The sequence below is a fragment of the Comamonas flocculans genome, assembly GCF_007954405.1.
Classification (GTDB): Bacteria; Pseudomonadota; Gammaproteobacteria; order Burkholderiales; family Burkholderiaceae_C; genus Comamonas_C; species Comamonas_C flocculans.
On sequence record NZ_CP042344.1, the window covers coordinates 2,057,372 to 2,076,905 of the forward strand.

Genomic DNA, 19,534 nt, shown 5'->3' on the forward strand with positions numbered 1-19,534 from the left:
GTCCTGCCAGAGCCACGTGCCCGCCCAGGCATCTCCCACCCATGCGGCCGTGCGCGCCGGGGTGACACCCACGAGCGCACGCTGCGCCGCCCTGGTGCGCTGGCTTGAGCACCGTCTTGACCCGGTGTTCGGCGCTGCGGGCAATCCGCTCAAGCACCTGGGCGCGCTGGCGGTGTTGCTGCTGTGGATCCTGCTGGCCACGGGCGTCGTCCTGTTTGTGGTGCTGGACACCTCCGCCGCCGGGGCCCACGCCTCGATCGCCGGCCTGGTTCAGGTGCCCCTCGGCCTGGGCCTCGTCCTGCGTGGCCTGCACCGCTACAGCGCCGATGCCCTGGTGCTGGTGCTGGCCCTGCACATCGCCCGCGAATGGGCGCTGGGGCGTTACACCCATGTGCGCCGCCCCATCTGGCTGACCGGGGTGCCGCTGGTCTTGCTGGTCTTTGCCAGCGCGATTGGCGGCTTCTGGCTCAACTGGGACCGGCTTGGCCAGTACTCGGCCGTCTCCACCGCCGAGTGGCTCGATGCCCTGGGCCTGTTCGGCGCGCCGCTGGCGCGCAATTTTCTCAGCGGGCAAGCCTTGGGCGAGCGGCTCTTCACCCTGTTTCTCTTCGTGCACATCGGCCTGCCCCTGATGCTGATGTTCGGCCTGTGGTTTCACGTGCAGCGCCTGGCTCGCGCGGACTGGCTGCCGCCGCGGGCGCTGTCCGCCGGCACCCTGGTGGCGCTGGTGCTGCTGTCGCTGGCGCTGCCGGTCACGAGCCAGGAAGCAGCGGATCTGTCCTCGCTGCCTGAACGGCTGCGCATGGACTGGTTGATCCTTTTCATCCATCCGCTGCTCGATGCGACCTCGCCCGCCTTCGTGTGGTTGCTGGTGTTTGCGTTGCTGGTGGCGCTGCTGCTGCCACCCTTGCTGCCGGCGCGTCCGCGACCGGCCGTGGCCGAGGTGCAGCCCGAACACTGCAGCGGCTGCGAGCGCTGCTTTGACGATTGTCCCTACTCCGCCATCACCATGGTGGCGCATGCCAGCGGCAAACCGGGCGCGCGCATGGCGCAGGTCGATCCCGACCTGTGCGCCAGTTGCGGCATTTGCGCAGGCTCCTGCCCGTCTTCCACGCCGTTTCGCAGTATCCACGAACTGGTTACGGGCATCGACATGCCGCAGCGCAGCGTCGATACACTTCGCGGCGAGCTTTTGCAGGGGCTTGCGGCGCTGCCCGGCCCGAGCAAACTGGTTGTCTTTGGCTGTGTTGAGGGCGCTGCGTTGCACCTTCAGGCCCGGGATGTGGTCCAGGTGGATCTGATCTGCGCGGCAATGCTGCCACCTTCCTTTGTCGATTACGCTGTACGCGCCGGAGCCTCGGGCGTGCTGATCGCCGCCTGTCGCGAAGGCGCGTGCGCATACCGTCTGGGCCAGCGCTGGAGCGCCGAGCGCCTTGCAGGCCGGCGCGAGCCGCGTTTCAAGCGCTCCGAGGGCGCGCCGCCGCCGAGCGTCGTCTGGGCAGACCCTGGCGACGAGGCAGCGGTGCATGCGCGGCTGGATGAATTGCGCCGGCAGGCTGCCGGCAACACGGCTTGTATTGAGGAGTTTGCTTCATGAATCGCACCTTGAACTGGTTGGGGCAGGCCGTGCTCTACGCCTGCTTCGCCATCGCCCTCGGGGTTCTGTCGCGCTGGCCGGTCTACCACCCCTTGCCGCCGGAGACGGCGCAGATCAAGGTGAGCTTTCTGCACCATGGACAACGGGTGGAGGAATGCCGCCCTTACACCGAGGAAGAGAAAGCCAAGATGGCACCCAACATGCGCAAGAGCATGAAGTGCGGGCGCGAACGCTCGCCAGTGCATATCGAGGTGGACATCGATGGCCAGCAGGTGCTGAGCCACACGGCCGTGCCTGCGGGGCTTTCGCGCGACGGGGCCTCCACCATGTACCGGCGGCTCAACGTTCCGGCGGGCGAGCACCGCATCACGGTGCGCTTCAAGGACAGGATGAGCAGCCCCGAGCCCACCCAGCAGCTGGAGAAGACCGTGGCACTCAAGAGCGCGCAGGTGCTGGTGATCGACTATGACCAGAGCCGCGGAGGCGTGGTCCTTCAATGAATACCACCCTGCTTGGGCGGCGCGAAACAGCGCGTGCCGCCGCCCCTCCGATGCCGGCGCGCAGCGGTGCCGACTACCAACTGCACATAGGCCAGGACGCGCGGGTGCGCCTGGCGCGCGGCTGGCTCTGGCTGGCGCTGGCGGCGCTGATCGGCTCGGGCGTGTTCTCGGTGCTGCTGGTGGCATCGCGCACACCTGGCGTCAACGAGTGGCTGCCGACGGCCAACTTCTTTCATGTGGCGCTGGTGCTGCATGTGGACCTGTCGGTCATGGTCTGGTTCGTGGCCATGGCGGGCATGCTCTGGAGCCTGTACGGGCGCACCAACGCGCAGGCTGCGGGCTGGCTGGGCCTGTGGGTGACGGGCGCGGGCACGCTGGCCATGGCGCTGGCACCCTTCCTCGATCCGGGCGAGCCGGTCATGTCCAACTACATCCCGGTGCTTCAGTCGCGCCTGTTCCTCTTCGGACTCGTGGTGTTTGCGGCGGGCACCTTGCTGCTGGTGCTGCGCAGCCTGAACACCGCGCCGCGCCTGGGGCTGCACTACGACGGTCATGGCGCGCTGCATTTCGGCCTGAGCGCGGCTGCGGTTTCGGCCGCCGTGGCGCTGCTGGCGTTTGGCTGGTCGTGGGTGGTGCTGCAGACCGACCTGGACGCCAAGACCTACTATGAAATCCTGTTCTGGGGCGGCGGCCACGCGCTGCAGTTCACCTGGACGCTCTTGATGCTCGTGGCCTGGCTGTGGCTGGCCAGCGCATGCGGCGCGCGCATCCTGCTCACGCCGCGCGTGGTGGTGCTGCTCTTCCTGCTGGCGCTGGTGGGTGTGTTCATCACGCCCTATGCCTATGTCTCGCACGACATCAGCTCGGTGGAGCACCGCGCGCTGCTGACCTGGGCCATGCGCCTGGGTGGCGGGCCGGCCATCCTGCCGCTGGGGCTCGCCGTGGTGCTGGGCATGGCCACGACCCGGCTGCACGATACCGCTCTGCGGCCGTTGCGCGCCGCGCTGCTGTCCTCCATCGTCCTGTTTGCGGCCGGCGGCGTGATCGGCATCTTCATCAATGGCAGCAATGTGCGCATACCCGCGCACTACCACGGCTGCATCGTCGGCGTGACGCTGGCGCTCATGGGCGCGGTCTATCGCGTGCTGCCCTCCATGGGTTATCAGGCGCCGCAGGGGCGCACGGCAACCTGGCAGCCCTGGCTCTACGGCATCGGGCAGCTCATGCACATCGTCGGGCTGGTCTGGTCGGGCGGCTACGGGGTGCAGCGCAAGGTGGCGGGCAGCGAGCAGGTGCTGCGCAGCGCCGCCGAAGTGGCGGGCATGGGTCTGATGGGCCTGGGTGGCCTCGTTGCCATCATCGGTGGCTTGTTGTTCGTGGTGGTGGTGCTGCAGGCCATGCGCGCCCCGGCCCGGTCGGCGCGTTGAAGGAGCGCAAGACATGATAGAAAAAATCCAGAGTCTGCTGCAGTGGATCTTCCTGCGCGTCGAAAACCTGTTCAACCGCGCGTTCGGCGACCGCATCAACCCCTACTACCACCTGGGTGCGATCACCTTCTTCCTGTTCTGGGTGGTGGCAGGCTCGGGCCTGTACCTGTACGTCTTTTTCGAGACCGGCATCACCGACGCCTATGCCTCGGTGGTGAACATCTCGGAAAAGCAATGGTGGCTGGGCGGCATCCTGCGCAGCGTGCACCGCTACGCCTCTGACGCCATGGTGCTCACCATGGGCCTGCACATGCTGCGCTACTTCGCGTTCAACCGCTATCGCGGTTTTCGCTGGTTCTCCTGGATCACCGGCATCGTGCTCGTCGTCATGGTCTATGCCTCGGGCATCAACGGCTACATGCTGCCCTGGGACAAGCTGGCGCAATACGTGACGGTGACGAGCTTCGAGTGGCTGGACTGGCTGCCCATCTTCGACGGCGCGCTGATGCGCAACTTCCTCTATTCCGACCATGTCGGCGGGCGCCTGTTCACGCTGCTGTCCTTCATGCACATCGGGCTGCCGCTGATCGTCCTGATGATCATGTGGGTGCACGTGCAGCGCGTGCCCAAGGCGCGCACCACGCCGCCCCGGCCCATCGTCTGGGGCCTGCTGGCGACGCTGCTGGTGCTCTCCGTGGCGGTGCCGGTGCACAGCCAGGGCGGCATCAGCGACCTGTCGCAGGCGGTGGCCAGCATCGAACTGGACTGGTTCCTGCTGCCGCTCTTTCCGCTGATCTCGGAATGGCCCATGGGGTGGGTGTGGGCCTTGCTCGTGGGCGTGGGTCTGCTGGCCGCGCTGCAGCCCTGGCTGCCGCTCAAGCTGCGGCGCAACCCGGCCAAGGAGGTGCACCAGGTGGTGGTGCAGGGGCAGGGCGTGCGCGCGCAGTTCCGGGTGCGCCCGGGCGAGACCATCCTGGACGCCGGCCTGGGTGCGGGCGTGGGGCTGGACTATGAATGCCGCAACGGCGCCTGCGGCCGCTGCATCTGCACGGTGGAGCAGGGCACCTACGAGCACCGCTCCTACCAGCTCAGCGCGCTGAGCGACGAGCAGAAGGCCCGCGGCATGGCGCTGATGTGCTGCGCCATTCCGCGCGAGGACATGGCCATCGGCGTCGAGTTGCTCTCCACCGACCCGGGCCACCGCGTCAAGGAGCACAGTGCCAGCGTGGCGAAGATGGCGCGCCTGTCGCCCGACGTGATGCACGTCGTGCTGCGCCTGCCCGTGGGCGAGCCGGCGCTGGACTTCGCCGCGGGCCAGTACATCAACATCGTGCTGGAAAACGGCGAGCGCCGCGCGTACTCGTTCGCCAACCGGCCGGGCGTGAGCAACGACATCGAGCTGCACGTGCGCCACATGCCGGGCGGGCGCTTCACCACCAGGGTGTTCGAGAGCATGAAAGAGGGCGACTTCCTGCGCTTCGAAGGGCCGCTGGGCAGCTTCACGCTGCGCGACGGGCAGGGCCCCATCCTGTTCGTCGCCGGGGCCACGGGCTTTGCGCCGATCAAGAGCATCGTGGAAGACGCCTTCGCGCGCGACGTCAAGCGCAGCATGCGGCTGTACTGGGGCGTGCGCCATCCGCAGGACCTGTACATGCTCGAGCTGTGCGAGCAGTGGCAGCGCGAACACGACAACTTCACCGTGGTGCCGGTGGTCTCCGAGCCCACCGAGGGCGACGGCTGGCAGGGCCGCACCGGCCTGGTGCACGAGGCCATGCTGGCCGACTTTCCCGACCTGAGCGGGCACGAGGTCTACCTGTGCGGCTCGGTGCGCATGGTGGAAAACGCGGTGCCGGCCTTCATCGACCAGGGCCTGTCGGAGGGCGCCTGCTTCTCCGACGCCTTCGTGCCCGCCGCCGGCGCGCCGGTGGTCACTTCCTGAGACCGCGCCCCGCCGCCGCGCTCTCGCGCGGCGGGCGGCGGCGCAGCGGCGTACTCGGGCTTTGCCATCGGCCCTGCGCCCGGGGCGGGCCTGCGCAAGAATCAGTGCTTTTGAGCACTTGGACAGCAGCCCTTCATGCGTTACCGAGGTGGATCACCCCTGCCCCCCGCCGCGCCGCGCGGCGCGCACCCTGCGGGGCCTGAACCCTCGGACTGGCGTACCCTCTCGCGGCTGCTTCCCTACCTGTGGCGCTACCGCTGGCGCGTGGCGGCGGCCATTGCCTTCATGCTTGGTGCCAAGCTGGCCAACATCGGCGTGCCGCTGCTGCTCAAGGAGCTGATCGACGCCATGGACGTCAAGAGCGCCAGCGCGGCGGCACTGCTCGTCGTCCCGGTGGGGCTGCTGCTCGCTTACGGTGGACTGCGGCTGTCCACCTCGGTCTTCAACGAACTGCGCGAGCTGGTGTTCTCCAAGGCCACGCACGGCGCCGCGCGCTCGATCGCGCTGGCCACCTTCGAGCACCTGCACAGCCTGTCGCTGCGCTTTCACCTGGAGCGCCAGACCGGCGGCATGACGCGCGACATCGAGCGCGGCGTGCGCGGCATCGAATCCATGGTGTCGTTCGCCATGTTCAACATCGTCGCCACCTTCATCGAGGTGCTGCTGGTGCTGGCGGTGCTCGGCGCCAAGTTCGACTGGCGCTTCGTCGCGGTGACCTTCGCCGCGCTGCTGCTGTACATCGGCTTCACCGTCTGGGTGACGGAGTGGCGCATCGAATTCCGCCGCGAGGCCAACCTTTCCGATTCGGTGGCCAGCACCCGGGCGGTGGACTCGCTGCTGAACTACGAAACCGTCAAGTACTTCAACAACGAGGCCTTCGAGGCGCGCCGCTACGACGAAAGCCTGGAGCGCTTTCGTCTGGCGCAGCTCAAGAGCCGCTCGTCGCTGGGGCTGCTCAACATCGGCCAGCAGCTCATCATCGCCAGCGGCCTGGTGGCGATGCTGTGGCTGGCCACGCAAGGGGTGGTGCAGGGGCGCCTGAGCCTGGGCGACCTGGTCATGGTCAACGCCTTCATGATCCAGATCTACATCCCGCTGAACTTCCTCGGTGTGGTCTACCGCGAGATCAAGCAGAGCCTGACCGACCTGGCGCGCATGTTCACGCTGATGGACACCGCGCGCGAGGTGCGCGACGCGCCCGGCGCGCAGCCGCTGCAGGGGCTGCGGGCGCCCGTGGTGCGCTTCGAGAACGTGCATTTCGCCTATGCCGCGGACCGCCCCATCCTGCGCGGCGTGAGCTTCGAGATCGCCGCCGGCACCACGGTGGCGGTGGTCGGCCCCTCGGGCGCGGGCAAGTCGACGCTGGCGCGCCTGCTGTTTCGCTTCTACGACGTCCAGCAGGGCCGCATCACCATCGCCGGGCAGGACATCCGCATGGTGACGCAGGACAGCCTGCGCCGCGCGATCGGCATCGTGCCGCAGGATACCGTGCTGTTCAACGACACCATCGCCTACAACATCGCCTACGGCCGCACCGATGCCACGCCCGAGCAGGTGCAGCAGGCGGCGCGCGCGGCGCACATCCACGACTTCATCGTCTCCACGCCCCAGGGCTACGAGGCCATGGTGGGCGAGCGCGGACTGAAGCTCTCGGGCGGAGAAAAGCAGCGCGTGGCCATCGCCCGCACGCTGCTCAAGGACCCGCCCGTCCTGGTCTTCGACGAGGCCACGAGCGCGCTCGATTCGGCCAATGAACGCGCAATCCAGGCCGAGCTGCGCCAGGTGGCCAGGGGCAAGACGACCCTGGTCATCGCGCACCGCCTGTCCACCGTGGTCGATGCGCACGAGATCCTGGTGATGGACGCCGGACGCATCGTCGAGCGCGGCACGCATGCACAGCTGCTGGCCGCGCAAGGGCGTTATGCCGGCATGTGGGCGCTGCAAAGAAATATGAATGAAAACAGGCTCTAGCGCTTGCCAGTAAAGCGTGAACAGCTATTTTTGCAATAGCAAATCACGGCTTGCTCCGGGCGCAGGGCGGTGGGCGCCCGCATGCCGTGGCAGTAGCGCGGCATCGGGCGGCGCGCCGGCGACGGGTGCAGGCCCCGGGCGCGTGCGGCGCTCGAGCCCTTGCGCCTTCAGCGGGCCAGCAGCCGCCGCGCCGCCTGCACCACCGCGTCCGCGCCGATGCGCGACTGCGCCTCCAGCACCGGCGCGTAGCCCACCGGGATGCGCGGCGCACCCAGGCGGGCGACGCGCGCGCCGGTGTGCTCGGCCACGGTGGCGGCGATCTCGGCGCCAAAGCCCGCCGCCTGGATGGACTCATGCACCACCAGCAGGCGGCCGCTTTTTTCTGCGCTGGCCAGCACCGTCTCGCGATCCCAGGGCCAGATGGTGCGCAGGTCGATCACCTGCGCATGCACGCCCTGCGCGGCAAGCTGCCCGGCGGCCTGCACGCACACCTGCACCTGGCGCGACCAGGAGACGAGGGTGAGATCGCTGCCCGCATCAAAAGCCACGCGGCACTGGCCCAGAGGCACTGCGACGCCGGGTTGCACCTCGCCCTGCAGGCCCCAGAGCTCCTTGTGTTCCAGATAGGCCACCGGGTCGTCGCCTTCGAGCGCGCTCTTGAGCAGGCCGTAGTTGTCGGCCGGCGTGCCGGGCGCGACGACGACCAGGCCGGGTACGTGGGCGAACCAGCTCTCGAAGGATTGCGAGTGCTGGGCGGCCGACGCCGTCCAGATGCCGATCGGCATGCGCGCGACGAGCGGCACGCGGCCCTGGCCGCCGAACATGAAGCGGTTCTTGGCGGCCTGGTTCACCAGTTCGTCGATGGCGCACAGCGCGAAGTCGACCACGCGCAGTTCCACCACCGGGCGCAGGCCGGCCAGCGCCATGCCCACGCCCGCGCCCATGATCGCGGCTTCCGATATCGGCGTGTCCAGCACCCGCTCGGGAAAGGCGGCGGCCAGCGGCCGGCCGTCGGCCGTGCGGTACTGGCCAAACACGCCGCCGCGGCCCAGGTCCTCGCCAAGCGCAACCACCTTGGGGTTGGCGCCCATGGCCTCTTCGAGCGCAAGCGAGGCGGCCTGCGCGTAGCTGAGTTGCTGCGGGGCGCTCATTGCCACATCCCTTCGCCGACGGTGAGCACGTCGGTGTAGGCGCTGGCGGCTTCGGGCGCCGGCGCGCTGCGCGCGGTGGCGACGGCGGCGGCGATTTCGTCGCGCGCCTGCCGCTCGATGCCCTCGGCTTCCCGCGCCAGGCCCCGCGTCGCGAGCTTGTCGCGCGCCAGGGTGATCGGGTCGTTTTCCAGCGCGGCCTGCACTTCCAGCGGGTCGCGGTAACTGGCGGGATCGACCGAGACGTGGCCCTTCAGGCGATAGGTGATCGCGTGCAGCAGCCGCGGGCCTTGCCCCGAGCGGATTTCGGCGACCAGGCGCCCGGCGGCTTCGCTCACGGCCTGCACGTCGTTGCCATCGACCCGCAGCGCCGGGATGTCCATGGCTTCGGCGCGGCGGCTGGCGGCGTTCTCGCCGGCCGTCATCGCGGCCGAGGGCGTGGTCGCCGAGATGCGGTTGTCCTCGCAGACGAAGAGCACCGGCAGGTGGTAGACCTTGGCCCAGTTCAGCGCTTCGAAGAAGGGCCCGCGGTTGAGCGCGCCGTCGCCGACGAAGGCCACGGCAATCGCGTCCAGCCCCTGGATCTTCAGCGCGTGTGCCGCGCCCACGGCGATCGGCAGGCCGTCGGCGACGACGCCGTTGGCGCCCAGCATGCCGACGGAAAAGTCCGCGATGTGCATCGAGCCGCCCTTGCCGCCGTTGTAGCCGCCGGCCTTGCCGAACAGCTCGCACATCATGCGTGCCGGATCGGCCCCTTTGGCCAGCGTGTGGCCGTGGCCGCGGTGGGTGGAGGTGAGCAGGTCGGCGTGGCCCAGGTGCGCGCACACGCCGGCGGCGACGGCCTCCTGGCCGGTCGACAGGTGCAGCGGGCCCTTGACCAGCACTTCGGCCACCTTGTCGGTCGCCGCGCCGCCCCAGGAGACGCCGCCCTGGCTCGCGGCTTCGGCCGCGTCCTCGAACGCGCGGATGCGCACCATGGTGCGGTACAGATCAAGCAATTCAGACATGGGAGGAGGGGGAGAAGGAGCGCCGGACATGCGCCGGCGCTGGCATGGGGAGTCTGGACCGGCGGACGCCGCGCAAGGGCCGCCCCGCAGCGCTGGGCAAGCGCCCCCTTCCCGCACGCAGCGCGAGGGAAGGGGAAGCGGCGCAGCCTCTCGGGCGGTGGCCCTTATTTCTTTCGCGCGGCGATGTCCTTTTCCGCCTGGTTCACCAGCGCGGTGCCGATCTGGCTCTTCCACTTGGTGTAGACCGGGCGCGTGATCTTGACGAACTGCTCGCGCTCTTGCGGACTCAGGTGGGTGACGGTCACGCCCATGCCTTCGATTTCCTTGAGCAGCGGCTGGCCCGGCTCGATCATGCCCTTGCGCGCGATCGCGATTTCTTCCTTGCCCGCCTCGATCGCCGCCTGGCGCACGTGCTCGCGGTCCTCGGGCGTCCAGGAGTTCCACACCTCCTTGTTGACCACGAAGACCAGCGGGTCGGCCACGTAGCCCCACATCGTCAGGTACTTCTGGCCGACGTTCTGCAGCTTGGCGGCGGTGAAGATGCTCATCGGGTTTTCCTGCCCGTCCACCGCGCCGCTGGCGAACGCCGGTTGCGCGTCGGCCCAGCTCATCTGCGTCGGGTTGGCGCCCAGCGCGGTGAAGGTGTCGATGAACAGCGGCGAGCCGACGATGCGGATCTTCAGGCCCTTCATGTCCGCCGGGGTCTTGACCGCGTGCTTGGAGTTGGTCAGTTCGCGGTAGCCGTTCTCGCCCCAGGCCAGCGGCACCACGCCGGCCTTGTCGAGGATGGTGAAGATCTGCTTGCCCACCTCGCCCTGGGTCAGCGCGTCGATGGCGGCGTAGTCGGGCATCAGGAAGGGCAGCGAGAACAGGTTGAGCTGCTTGACCTGCGGCGACCAGTTGATGGTCGAGCCAATCGCCATGTCGATCACGCCCTGGCGCAGCGCGGAGAACTCGCGCGTCTGGTCGCCCTGGATCAGCGACACGCCGGGGTAGAGCTTGATGTTGATGCGGCCATTGGTCTTTTCCTTGACCTTGTTGGCCCAGATCTCGCCGCCCTTGCCCCAGGGGAAGGCGGTGCCGACCACCAGCGACATGCGGTATTCGCTCTTGTAACTGGACTGCGCCTGGGCCGGCGGCAGGCCGAGGGTGAGCAAGGTGGCAGCGGCAACGGCCGTGCTCAGGAAGCTGCGAAGTTTCATGACAAGGGTCTCCTCTGGTGGGTAAAAAATCAGTAACCGAGCTTGGCCGGCAGCCACAGCGAAATCTGCGGGAAGGCCACGACGATGAGCGTGGCCAGCGTCATCGCCAGCACCATCCACAGCACCCAGCGCGTGGTCGATTCCATGCGCACGTTGGCGATCTTGGCGGCCACCATCAGGTTCACCGCCATCGGCGGGGTGAACTGGCCGATGGCGATGCACAGCACCAGGATGGTGCCGAACCACACCACGTCCCAGTGGTAGTGCTGCAGGATGGGCATCATCAGCGGGATGAAGATCAGCATGATGGAGATGCCGTCCAGGAACATGCCCATGATGAGCAGCAGTACCAGGATGGCGCCCATCACGCCCCATTCGCCCACGCCGGAGTGCACGATGGCCTGGGTCACCGGGTCGATCACGCCGAGCGTGGAAAGCGAAAAGGCGAAGATCCCGGCGAGCGACACCACGATCAGGATCACGGCCGACAGCTCGCCCGCCTCGCGCAGGATTTCGTACAGGTCGCGCAACCCTATCGTGCGGTGCACCACCATGCCGACGAACAGGCCATAGAACACCGCAACCACGGCCGCCTCGGTCGGCGTGAACCAGCCCATGCGCATGCCGCCGAGGATGACGACCGGCGCCATCAGGCCCCAGGAGGCCTCGCGCAGGCTTTTCCAGAACCGCGGGCGCGGCTCGCCGGCTTCGTTCTGTCCCATCTTGTGCCGGCGCGAGAGCCATACCGCAGGGATGATCAGCGCCAGGCCCGCGAGGATGCCCGGCAGCATGCCCGCTGCGAACAGCGCCGGCACCGAGGCGCCCGATACCAGCACCGAATAGACGATGAAGGCGATCGAGGGCGGGATCAGGATGTCGGTCGATGCGGCCGCGGCCACCACGCTGGCCGAGAACGCCGCCGGGTAGCCCGCGCGGTTCATCGCCGCGATCATCACGCCGCCGACGGCCGCCGCCGTGGCCGGCCCGGAACCCGAGATGCCGCCCATGAACATCGCCACGGAAATCGCCACCAGCGGCAGCATGCCGGGGCCGCGTCCGACGATGGAGACGGCAAAGTTGACCAGCCGCAGCGCCACGCCCGAGCGATCGAAGATGGAGCCCACCAGCACGAACATCGGAATCGCCAGCAGCGGGTACTTGCCCAGGCCGGCGTAAAAATTCTGCGGTACCGCAAGCAGGCCGAACCATTGGGCGTCCTGGTTGGCCAGCGCAATCGCCGCCGCGCCGGCCAGGCCCAGGGCAGCGCCTATCGGCACGCCCAGGAACATGAAGACGACGAAGGCGGTAAAGAGCAGCGTCGCGATCACGGTGCCCGCCTCTCGTCGCGCGCCAGATACTGGGCGTCGCTCTGGCGCGAGCGGCGCCGATACAGGCCTATGGCACGCACGGACATCAGCGCCGACAGCACCGGCAGCCAGATCGAATACCACCACTGCGGCACGCCGATGCCGGGCGAGGTTTCCTCGAAGCGGAAGTCGTCCCAGACCATGCGGATGCTGATCACCGCCACGAAGGCAAACAGCAGTGCCACCAGCGCTGCGCCCAGCTGCGCCAGGCGCCGGCGCCGGCGCGCCGAGCCGCCTTCGGCGAAGAACTCGATGCGGATGTGGGTGTCGCGCGCGATTGCCGCCGAGCCGCCGACCATGGCCAGCACGATCATCAGGAAGACCGAGATTTCCTCCGTCCAGGCAAACGAGGCATCGGTGAAGTAGCGCACCAGCACATTGGCGAAGGTGATCAGCGCCAGCAGCGCCATGGCGACGACCACGCACCAGTCTTCGAGGCGCAGGGACCGGGGCTCGCCCTGTCTGCGCTGCTCCTGGCTGCCCTGGTGCTCTTCGGTGGGGGTGGGGGACATGGGTGTGCGGTGAAGGGGACGACAGACATGCCGTGCACTTGCGCAAGGCGGACGGGCTATTTTGCACGCAAAAACCCGTCATCTCGGCACCCGCGCCGCCGCCCGATAATGCGCGCCATGGAAACCAAATGGCTCGAAGATTTCGTCAGCCTGGCCGAGACGCGCAGCTTCAGCCGTTCGGCCCAGCTGCGCCACGTCACGCAGCCGGCGTTTTCGCGGCGCATCCAGGCGCTGGAGGCCTGGGCCGGCACGGATCTGGTGGACCGCACGTCCTACCCCACGCGCCTGACCGCGGCGGGCGACACGCTCTACGACCAGGCGCTGGAAGTGTTGCAGACCTTGCAGAACACCCGCGCGGTGTTGCGCGCGCACACCGCGCCGAGCGACGACGTGGTCGAATTTGCCGTGCCGCACACCTTGGCGCTGACCTTCTTTCCCACTTGGGTGACCAGCCTGCGCAAGGGCTTCGGGCCCCTCAAGAGCCGCCTGATCGCGCTGAACGTGCACGACGCGGTGGTGCGCCTGGTGGAGGGCAGCTGCGACGTGCTCATCACCTACCACCATCCGTCGCAGCCGCTGCAGCTCGATCCGCAGCATTTCCAGATGATCGCCATCGGCGACGAACCGCTCGCGCCCTACGCCCGAACCGGCCCGGGGGGCGAGCCGGTCTATCGACTGCCGGGCACGGCGGACAAGCCGCTGCCCTTCCTCGGCTATGCGCCCGGCGCCTACCTGGGGCGCATGACCGACCTGGTGTTGCGCCAGGCGGGCACGGCGGTGCACCTGGACCGGGTTTACGAGACCGACATGGCCGAGGGCCTGAAGGCGATGGCGCTGGAGGGCCACGGCATTGCCTTCTTGCCGCTGAGCGCGGTGCGCGGCGAAGTGCGCGCGCGCAAGCTGGCCAGCGCGGCGCCGCTGCACGAGCCCGAGCGCCTGCGCATGGTCATGGAGGTCCGCGCCTATCGCAAGAAGCCGTCGCAGCGTGAACCGAACAAGAACCTGACGCAGAAGCTCTGGGACTATCTGCTGCGCCAGGCCGAACGCGGCGGCGGCGAGGCGGGCTGAGGGGGCCTGCGCTCGCGGCTTCGCTCTTATGATGCCCGCAGATCCTGCAGCCGCCGGCCTGCCCCTTGAAGAGCCGCCAGCGGCACCCATTTGTCTGCATCGATTTCCCGACTGTCGCTCATCCGGAGCCCTTGCATGAAACGTATCGCGCTCTTTCTGCTCACCAACATCGCCGTCGTGGCGGTGCTCGGCATCGTTGCCAGCCTGCTTGGCGTCAACCGCTACCTCACGGCCAATGGCCTGGACATGACCAGCCTGCTCGGCTTTGCGCTGGTCATGGGTTTCGGCGGGTCCATCATCTCGCTGCTGCTGAGCAAGACGATTGCCAAGGCCAGCATGGGCGTGCAACTCATCAGCGCGCCGCGCAATGCGGACGAGGCCTGGATTGTCGAGACGGTGCGCGAACTGGCCGACAAGGCCGGCGTACAGATGCCCGAGGTCGGCATCTACGAGGGCCCGGCCAACGCCTTTGCCACCGGCGCATTCAAGAATTCCGCGCTGGTGGCGGTCTCCACCGGCCTGCTCTCGGGCATGACGCGCGAAGAAGTGCGCGCGGTGCTCGGCCATGAAATCGCCCACGTGGCCAATGGCGACATGGTGACCATGACGCTGATCCAGGGCGTGATGAACACCTTCGTGGTGTTCGCCTCGCGCGCCATCGGCTATCTGGTGGACAGCTTCCTGCGCCGCGGCGACAGCCGCGACAGCGGCCCGGGCATAGGCTACATCGTGACCACGCTGGTGCTGGACGTCGTCTTCGGCTTCCTGGCCGCGATCATCGTCGCCTGGTTTTCGCGCCACCGCGAGTTTCGCGCCGATGCCGGCTCGGCCCAGCTGCTTGGGCAGACCCAGCCCATGATCAACGCGCTGTACCGCCTGGGCGGCATGCGGCCGGGCGAGTTGCCCAAGAGCATGCAGGCCATGGGCATCACCGGTGGCATAGGCGCGCTGTTTTCCTCGCACCCGCCGATAGAGCAGCGCGTGGCCGCGCTGCAGGCCCTGCGCGGCTGAGGGCGGCGCTCAGCCGCGCAGCAGCGCCTCGGCCGCCAGTGCCATGGCCAGCAGGCGCCGGTCCTGCCCGCCGGGGCAGGCGAGGCTGAGCCCCGCCGGCGCCTCGCCGGGCGTGTGAATGGGCAGCGAGATCGCGCAGCCGTCCAGGAAATTCACCACCGAAGGGTTGCGCAGCAACAGGCCGTTGGCAGCGAAAAAGGCCTCGTCGCTGGCCTGCAGGGGAGCGATTTCGGGCGCCACGATGGGCACCGTCGGCATGATGAAGGCGTCGTAGTCGGCCAGCGCGGCCTCCATCCTGGCAATCCAGTCGCGCCGTGCGGCGAGCAGGTCCACGTAGTCTGCGGCGTTCATCTGGCTGCCGACGAGGATGCGCGAGGCCACGCGCGGGTCGTACTCGCTCTGGCGCGCCGGCAGGTATTGCCGGTGCCAGGCCCAGGCCTCGGCATTGGAAAAAGTGCCGTGCGCATGGATGGCCGCCAGCTCATCGAGCGGGGCGAGCGGCGCATGCACGATGCGCACGCCCGCCTGCGCCAGCCGCGCCAGCGCACGCCGCCAGGCTTCGGCGACCGTGGCGTCCATGCCGTCGAGCACCAGGTTGGCAGGCGCCAGCAGCTGCAGCCGCGCGGGGTCCGCCGGCTCGGGGCGTACCGGCGGCTCGCCCGCGAGCACGCTGTCCAGCAGCGCGCAGCAGCGCACGGTGTGCGCAATCGGGCCTATCGAATCGAGCGAAGTGGACAGCGGCAGCGCCCCCGCCGCCGGAATGCGCCGGGCGGTGGGCTTGAAGCCGGTGAGCCCGCACAGCGCGGCCGGGATGCGCACCGAGCCGCCGGTGTCCGTGCCCAGGGCCGCAAAGGCCATGCCGTCCGTCACGCTGATCGCCGCGCCCGAGGACGAGCCGCCAGGGATGCGGCCTCCGCCCGTGCGCCCCCAGGGGTTGCGCGGCGTGCCGTAGTGCGGGTTGATGCCCACGCCCGAAAAGGCGAACTCCGTCATGTTGGTGGTGCCGACGATCACCGCGCCGGCCGCGAGCAGCCGGTCGACGACGAGCGCATTGCGCGTGGCCGGCGGCGCAAATTTCAGCAGCGTAGAGCCGGCGCGCGTGCGGTAGCCCGAGACGTCGAACAGGTCCTTGATCGAGATCGGCACCCCTTCCAGCGGCGAGCGCACCAGGTTGGCTGCGCGCAGCGTGTCGCTGGCCTGCGCCTGGGCGCGGGCGGTGCGTGCCAGCACGCGGGTGAAGGTGCTCGGCCCTTCGCCTTCACCGGCGCGGGCGATCGCCTGTTCGGCCAGCTGCTCGGCGCTGGTCTGGCGCTGGGCGAGGCGGTGGGCAACATGGACCAGGGAATCGGGCTGTTCTCGGAGGGACATGGCACAGGGCGAAGCGGCGGATGCCGCATGGTAGCCGGCTCGCGGATAATCGCCGGCGTGAAGCACGCCAGACCGCCGCTGGTGCGCGCTTGAAAAGGCCGCACTGGAGGAAAGTCCGGACTGCACAGGGCAGCGCAGCAGCCAACGGCTGTCCACCGCGAGGTGAGGATCAGAGCAACAGAGACGAGTCACCTTGGGTGCCGCGCCGGAGGTGAAAACCGAAGGCACGAGCATCCAGGGTGAGTGCAACGGGCAATCTCTGCGCGCAGCAACACCAAGTAGGCACACGTTGACGGGGCCCCCCGAGTGTGCGGGTAGGTGGCATCGAGCCGGCGGGGCGACCCCCGGCCCAGATTGATGGCGGTCACATGCGGGCGACCGCATGCACAGAATCCGGCTTATCGGCGGGCTTCACACTTTTTTCAGTCGTTGCCGGGCGCAAGCGAGCGTATGCGCTGCACATGCGCCAGCAGCGAGCGCTGGGCCACGGGCCACATGCGCGGGGGCACGTCGTCGTAGGCCAGCTCCACCCACTGCGCCGGCGTGCCGCCGGGCAGGCGCTGCATGGCGGCCAGCACCCTGGCCTCGCGAGCCAGGCGATGCTGCTTGAGATGGGCAATGGCCGCGCGGGGCTCGCCCAGCACGTAGCCGTGCGCGGGCAGGATGAATTGCACCCCCCCTGTCTGGCACAGGGCGTCCAGCTTGTCCAGCGCGTCCAGGTAGTCGGCCATGTTGCCGTCCGGCGGGTCGATGACCGTGGTGCTGCCGTTCAGGATGTGGTCGCCGGTGAACAGCAGGCCGTCCTCGCGCAGCAGCAGGCAGACATGGTTGGAGGTGTGCCCCGGGGTGAAGACAACCTCAAGAGTATGGGTGTTTTCAGCCTCCAGCCCTTTGCCTGCAAGCGCCAGCAGCTCTCCATCTGATAGCGTCCTGTCCGGGCGGAAAAAGCTGTCCGCGCGGGCATCCGGCCCCGAGGGCAGGCCGAGGATGGGCGGGCGTGGCTGGCCCGCCTGCTCGCACAGCTGCTGCAGCGGGACAGCTCCCGGAAAGTGGTCGGGGTGGGAGTGCGTGCAGACGATGGCGCGGATGTCGCCGCCGGCCGCACGCCACAGGCGCTGCAGGTGTCCGGCATCGTTCGGACCCGGGTCGATCACGATGTGGCCGCTCTCCGGCGTACCGACGATGTAGCTGTTGGTGCCGGGGCCGGTCATCACGCCCGGATTGGGCGCGGTCAGGCGCTGCAGGTTGTTGAGCAGGGGTACGGGGCGCAGGCTCTGCCAGTCCAGCTCGTGGCGGATCTGGCCGTCCGGGCAGGTCAGTGCGAGTTCGCCGTACTCGGCCTCGTGCTCCATGAAGCGCTCTTCCTGGCCGTTGCGCAGGCCGGCGCGCGGGCAGCTCGTCCACAGCGGCCGCTCGTCGGCCAGCGCGTCCAGCACCGTCTGCACGTTGGTGAAGTGCTGCAGACGCTCGAGCGTGCGCACGGTGGGGAAGATCATGAAGAACTCGCCCCGCTGATGGCGCGCGAGGGCATCGGCGGGGCGCACCCATTCGGGCGCGAACTGTTCGGCGTCGTCGGCCACGGCGTCTTGCAGCGGCGGCATCCGCGCCACGAAGAAGGGCACGGAAAAGCGCCTGGGCAGGTCGCGGTCGGTGTTCCAGTGCGCCAGCAGGAACATCGCATCCGCCGCCGGGCGCAGGCCGCGCGCCGCGCACTGGGCAAAAAAGTCGCCCTGGCGCTGCAGCGCGGCGATGTCGTCGGCGCCGGCCCAGCTGCCATCGCTGCGGCGCGCGAGCAGCACGCCCAGTTCTTCAAAACTTTCGCGGATGGCGGCCAGCGCCTGAGTCAGCGCTTCGCCCGCCTGTTGCGGGCGGTGGTCGGCCAGCGCGTGGGCCGCGGCGTCGCCCGGCTCGATGCCGCCGCCCGGAAAGACGTAGGCACCGGGGGCAAAACTGGCCCGGGGCGAGCGGCGCGTCATCAGCACCTGCAGGCCGGCTGCGTCCTCGTCGCGCAGAAGCAGCACGGTGGCGGCGGACAGCAGCGGCGCAGGCTCGCGCTGCGGATACAGGAGTTGGCTGGTACGCGGCATGCCCCGCATTATGCGGGGCCGTCGCGCGCGGGCGGCGCCCTCAGCCCCGTGGCTTGGCGGTGAGCAGCACCACCAGGGCAGTGAAGAAGTAGAAGGCCTGCAACTCCAGCGACCAGCCGCCAGAGTTGTTCAAGGTGAGTATCTGCGACTGGTGCATCAGCACCACCGCCACCACCATGTTGATCATCACCAGCAGCGCGGCCGGCACGACGAAGATGCCGGCCAGCAGCAGCAGCGGCGCCAGCACCTCGCCCAGATAGACGGCATAGGCGAGAAAGCCGGGCATGCCGGTCTTCTCGAGCACCCCGACGAGCCAGCCCACGCCGCCGCTGATCTTGGCCCAGCCATGAAACAGCAGCAGCACGGCCAGCACGGTGCGCAGGATGATGGCGCCAAGCCGGGGTTGGTAGAGAGCGTTCATGGCAGTGACCTCGTGGGTGGATGAAGGACTGGCGGAAGACCACAGTGAAGGTATCGCCTGCGGTGCTATCAATTATTGCATGCGTTGCGGCATGTTGTCAGGCGCTGCAGATGGTTTTGCAAGACAGGCTGAATGGCCGCCCGAGGCGGGCGTCGCCGCTGCGCGTCTTAAGATGTAGCCTTCGTGCATTCGAGTGAGCGCCCGCCCATGAATTCCTCCGCCGTGCCACCCATTACCGAAGACGACATTGCGCAATACCTGGCCAACACGCCGGAATTCTTCGAGCGCCACGCACAGCTGCTCACCAGCGTGGTGCTCACCAGCCAGCACGGGCAGCGCGCCGTCAGCCTGCTCGAACGCCAGGCCGAGATGCTGCGCGACAAGATCAAGGCGCTGGAGCAGCGCATCGTCGAGATGGTGCGTAACGGCAGCGAGAACGCCGCGATTGCAAACCGCGTGCAGCAATGGAGCCGCCGGCTGCTGGCCGTGGCCGACCCGGCGCAGCTGGTCGAGCAGGTGCAGGACGGGCTGCGCGAATGCTTTGACGTGCCCAAGGTAGCGCTGCGCCTGTGGGAGGTGGCCCCCCAGTGGCAGCAGGCGGAGTGGACGCAGGGGGCAAGCGAGGACGTACGCTCTTTTGCCTCGTCGCTTACCATGCCGTTTTGCGGCCCCAATCTGGGCTTTGAGGCCATAGGCTGGCTGCCCCAGGCGGCTCAGGTGCGCTCTGTCGCCATGCTGGCGCTGCGTCCCGGCGTGATCGACGACGCGGCCCAGCCCGCCTTCGGCCTGCTGGTGCTCGCTTCCGACGACGCCGACCGCTTCGACAGCACCATGGGCACCGACTTCCTCACCCACATGGCCGAGCTTGCGGCCGCTGCCCTGACGCGGCTGCGCGCCGCCTGAGCGCCC

At 68.6% G+C, this 19,534-nt stretch carries 17 protein-coding genes and 1 other RNA gene; 10 read left to right on the plus strand and 8 right to left on the minus strand.

What is annotated here, in order from left to right; genetic code table 11:
• Positions 1 to 16: 16 nt before the first annotated feature.
• The 5 genes from FOZ74_RS09920 (at position 17) to FOZ74_RS09940 (ending at position 7,434) form a co-directional block, all read left to right on the plus strand.
• The gene (locus FOZ74_RS09920) at positions 17 to 1,597 is read left to right on the plus strand and encodes a cytochrome b N-terminal domain-containing protein (RefSeq protein WP_146912913.1); all 1,581 of its coding nucleotides are present in this window, start codon (positions 17 to 19) and stop codon (positions 1,595 to 1,597) included.
• Positions 1,594 to 2,097, plus strand: coding sequence for a hypothetical protein (locus FOZ74_RS09925; protein WP_146912914.1), 504 nt, complete (start codon positions 1,594 to 1,596; stop codon positions 2,095 to 2,097). Before FOZ74_RS09920 ends, FOZ74_RS09925 begins: the two co-directional genes overlap by 4 nt.
• Complete coding sequence (locus FOZ74_RS09930; RefSeq protein ID WP_146912915.1) at positions 2,094 to 3,524, plus strand: cbb3-type cytochrome c oxidase subunit I; 1,431 nt, start codon at positions 2,094 to 2,096, stop codon at positions 3,522 to 3,524. Before FOZ74_RS09925 ends, FOZ74_RS09930 begins: the two co-directional genes overlap by 4 nt.
• 13 nt (positions 3,525 to 3,537) lie before the next feature.
• A complete protein-coding gene (locus tag FOZ74_RS09935) occupies positions 3,538 to 5,463 on the plus strand; it encodes an FAD-binding oxidoreductase (protein ID WP_146912916.1) in 1,926 nt (641 codons plus the stop codon).
• A 135-nt stretch (positions 5,464 to 5,598) separates the two neighbouring features.
• Positions 5,599 to 7,434 carry an ABCB family ABC transporter ATP-binding protein/permease gene (locus tag FOZ74_RS09940; RefSeq protein WP_146912917.1) on the plus strand — a complete coding sequence of 612 codons (1,836 nt, stop codon included), beginning with the start codon at positions 5,599 to 5,601 and terminating at the stop codon, positions 7,432 to 7,434.
• Positions 7,435 to 7,601: 167 nt separating this feature from the next.
• Here the strand turns inward: FOZ74_RS09940 and FOZ74_RS09945 are convergent, their stop codons facing one another.
• The 5 genes from FOZ74_RS09945 to FOZ74_RS09965 all read right to left on the minus strand — a co-directional run bounded on the left by FOZ74_RS09945 (position 7,602) and on the right by FOZ74_RS09965 (position 12,670).
• The gene (locus tag FOZ74_RS09945; RefSeq protein ID WP_146912918.1) at positions 7,602 to 8,585 is read right to left on the minus strand and encodes an alpha-ketoacid dehydrogenase subunit beta; all 984 of its coding nucleotides are present in this window, start codon (positions 8,583 to 8,585) and stop codon (positions 7,602 to 7,604) included.
• Entirely contained in the window at positions 8,582 to 9,589 is a 1,008-nt protein-coding gene (locus FOZ74_RS09950; RefSeq protein WP_255437553.1) for a thiamine pyrophosphate-dependent dehydrogenase E1 component subunit alpha, read from the minus strand. Before FOZ74_RS09950 ends, FOZ74_RS09945 begins: the two co-directional genes overlap by 4 nt.
• 164 nt (positions 9,590 to 9,753) lie before the next feature.
• Entirely contained in the window at positions 9,754 to 10,791 is a 1,038-nt protein-coding gene (locus FOZ74_RS09955; protein ID WP_146912919.1) for a DctP family TRAP transporter solute-binding subunit, read from the minus strand.
• Between the two features lie 29 nt (positions 10,792 to 10,820).
• Complete coding sequence (locus FOZ74_RS09960) at positions 10,821 to 12,119, minus strand: TRAP transporter large permease (RefSeq protein WP_146912920.1); 1,299 nt, start codon at positions 12,117 to 12,119, stop codon at positions 10,821 to 10,823.
• Positions 12,116 to 12,670 carry a TRAP transporter small permease gene (locus FOZ74_RS09965; RefSeq protein WP_146912921.1) on the minus strand — a complete coding sequence of 185 codons (555 nt, stop codon included), beginning with the start codon at positions 12,668 to 12,670 and terminating at the stop codon, positions 12,116 to 12,118. Before FOZ74_RS09965 ends, FOZ74_RS09960 begins: the two co-directional genes overlap by 4 nt.
• Before the next feature lie 117 nt (positions 12,671 to 12,787).
• Here FOZ74_RS09965 and FOZ74_RS09970 point away from each other — a divergent pair, with 117 nt between their 5' ends.
• Both FOZ74_RS09970 and htpX read left to right on the plus strand, forming a co-directional pair.
• The gene (locus FOZ74_RS09970; RefSeq protein ID WP_186764574.1) at positions 12,788 to 13,738 is read left to right on the plus strand and encodes a LysR substrate-binding domain-containing protein; all 951 of its coding nucleotides are present in this window, start codon (positions 12,788 to 12,790) and stop codon (positions 13,736 to 13,738) included.
• Positions 13,739 to 13,873: 135 nt separating this feature from the next.
• Complete coding sequence (htpX, locus tag FOZ74_RS09975) at positions 13,874 to 14,749, plus strand: protease HtpX (RefSeq protein WP_146912923.1); 876 nt, start codon at positions 13,874 to 13,876, stop codon at positions 14,747 to 14,749.
• Positions 14,750 to 14,758: 9 nt separating this feature from the next.
• Here the strand turns inward: htpX and FOZ74_RS09980 are convergent, their stop codons facing one another.
• Positions 14,759 to 16,117 (minus strand): amidase, encoded by a 1,359-nt coding sequence (locus FOZ74_RS09980; protein WP_146912924.1) that lies wholly within the window; start codon positions 16,115 to 16,117, stop codon positions 14,759 to 14,761.
• A 59-nt stretch (positions 16,118 to 16,176) separates the two neighbouring features.
• Here FOZ74_RS09980 and rnpB point away from each other — a divergent pair.
• Positions 16,177 to 16,534: RNase P RNA component class A (gene rnpB, locus FOZ74_RS09985), an RNA gene on the plus strand.
• A 5-nt stretch (positions 16,535 to 16,539) separates the two neighbouring features.
• On the opposite strand, the gene FOZ74_RS09990 is transcribed toward rnpB, so the two are convergent.
• Positions 16,540 to 18,204, minus strand: a complete 1,665-nt coding sequence (locus tag FOZ74_RS09990; RefSeq protein ID WP_146912925.1) for an MBL fold metallo-hydrolase — start codon at positions 18,202 to 18,204, stop codon at positions 16,540 to 16,542.
• 40 nt (positions 18,205 to 18,244) lie between these two features.
• Positions 18,245 to 18,625 carry a DoxX family protein gene (locus FOZ74_RS09995; protein WP_146912926.1) on the minus strand — a complete coding sequence of 127 codons (381 nt, stop codon included), beginning with the start codon at positions 18,623 to 18,625 and terminating at the stop codon, positions 18,245 to 18,247.
• Between FOZ74_RS09995 and FOZ74_RS16070 the strand changes: the two genes are divergently transcribed.
• Positions 18,624 to 18,803, plus strand: a complete 180-nt coding sequence (locus FOZ74_RS16070; protein WP_186764575.1) for a hypothetical protein — start codon at positions 18,624 to 18,626, stop codon at positions 18,801 to 18,803. The two genes, FOZ74_RS09995 and FOZ74_RS16070, sit on opposite strands and share 2 nt — an antisense overlap.
• A gap of 29 nt (positions 18,804 to 18,832) precedes the next feature.
• Positions 18,833 to 19,528 carry a DUF484 family protein gene (locus FOZ74_RS10000; RefSeq protein WP_146912927.1) on the plus strand — a complete coding sequence of 232 codons (696 nt, stop codon included), beginning with the start codon at positions 18,833 to 18,835 and terminating at the stop codon, positions 19,526 to 19,528.
• The last annotated feature ends 6 nt before the right edge of the window (positions 19,529 to 19,534 follow it).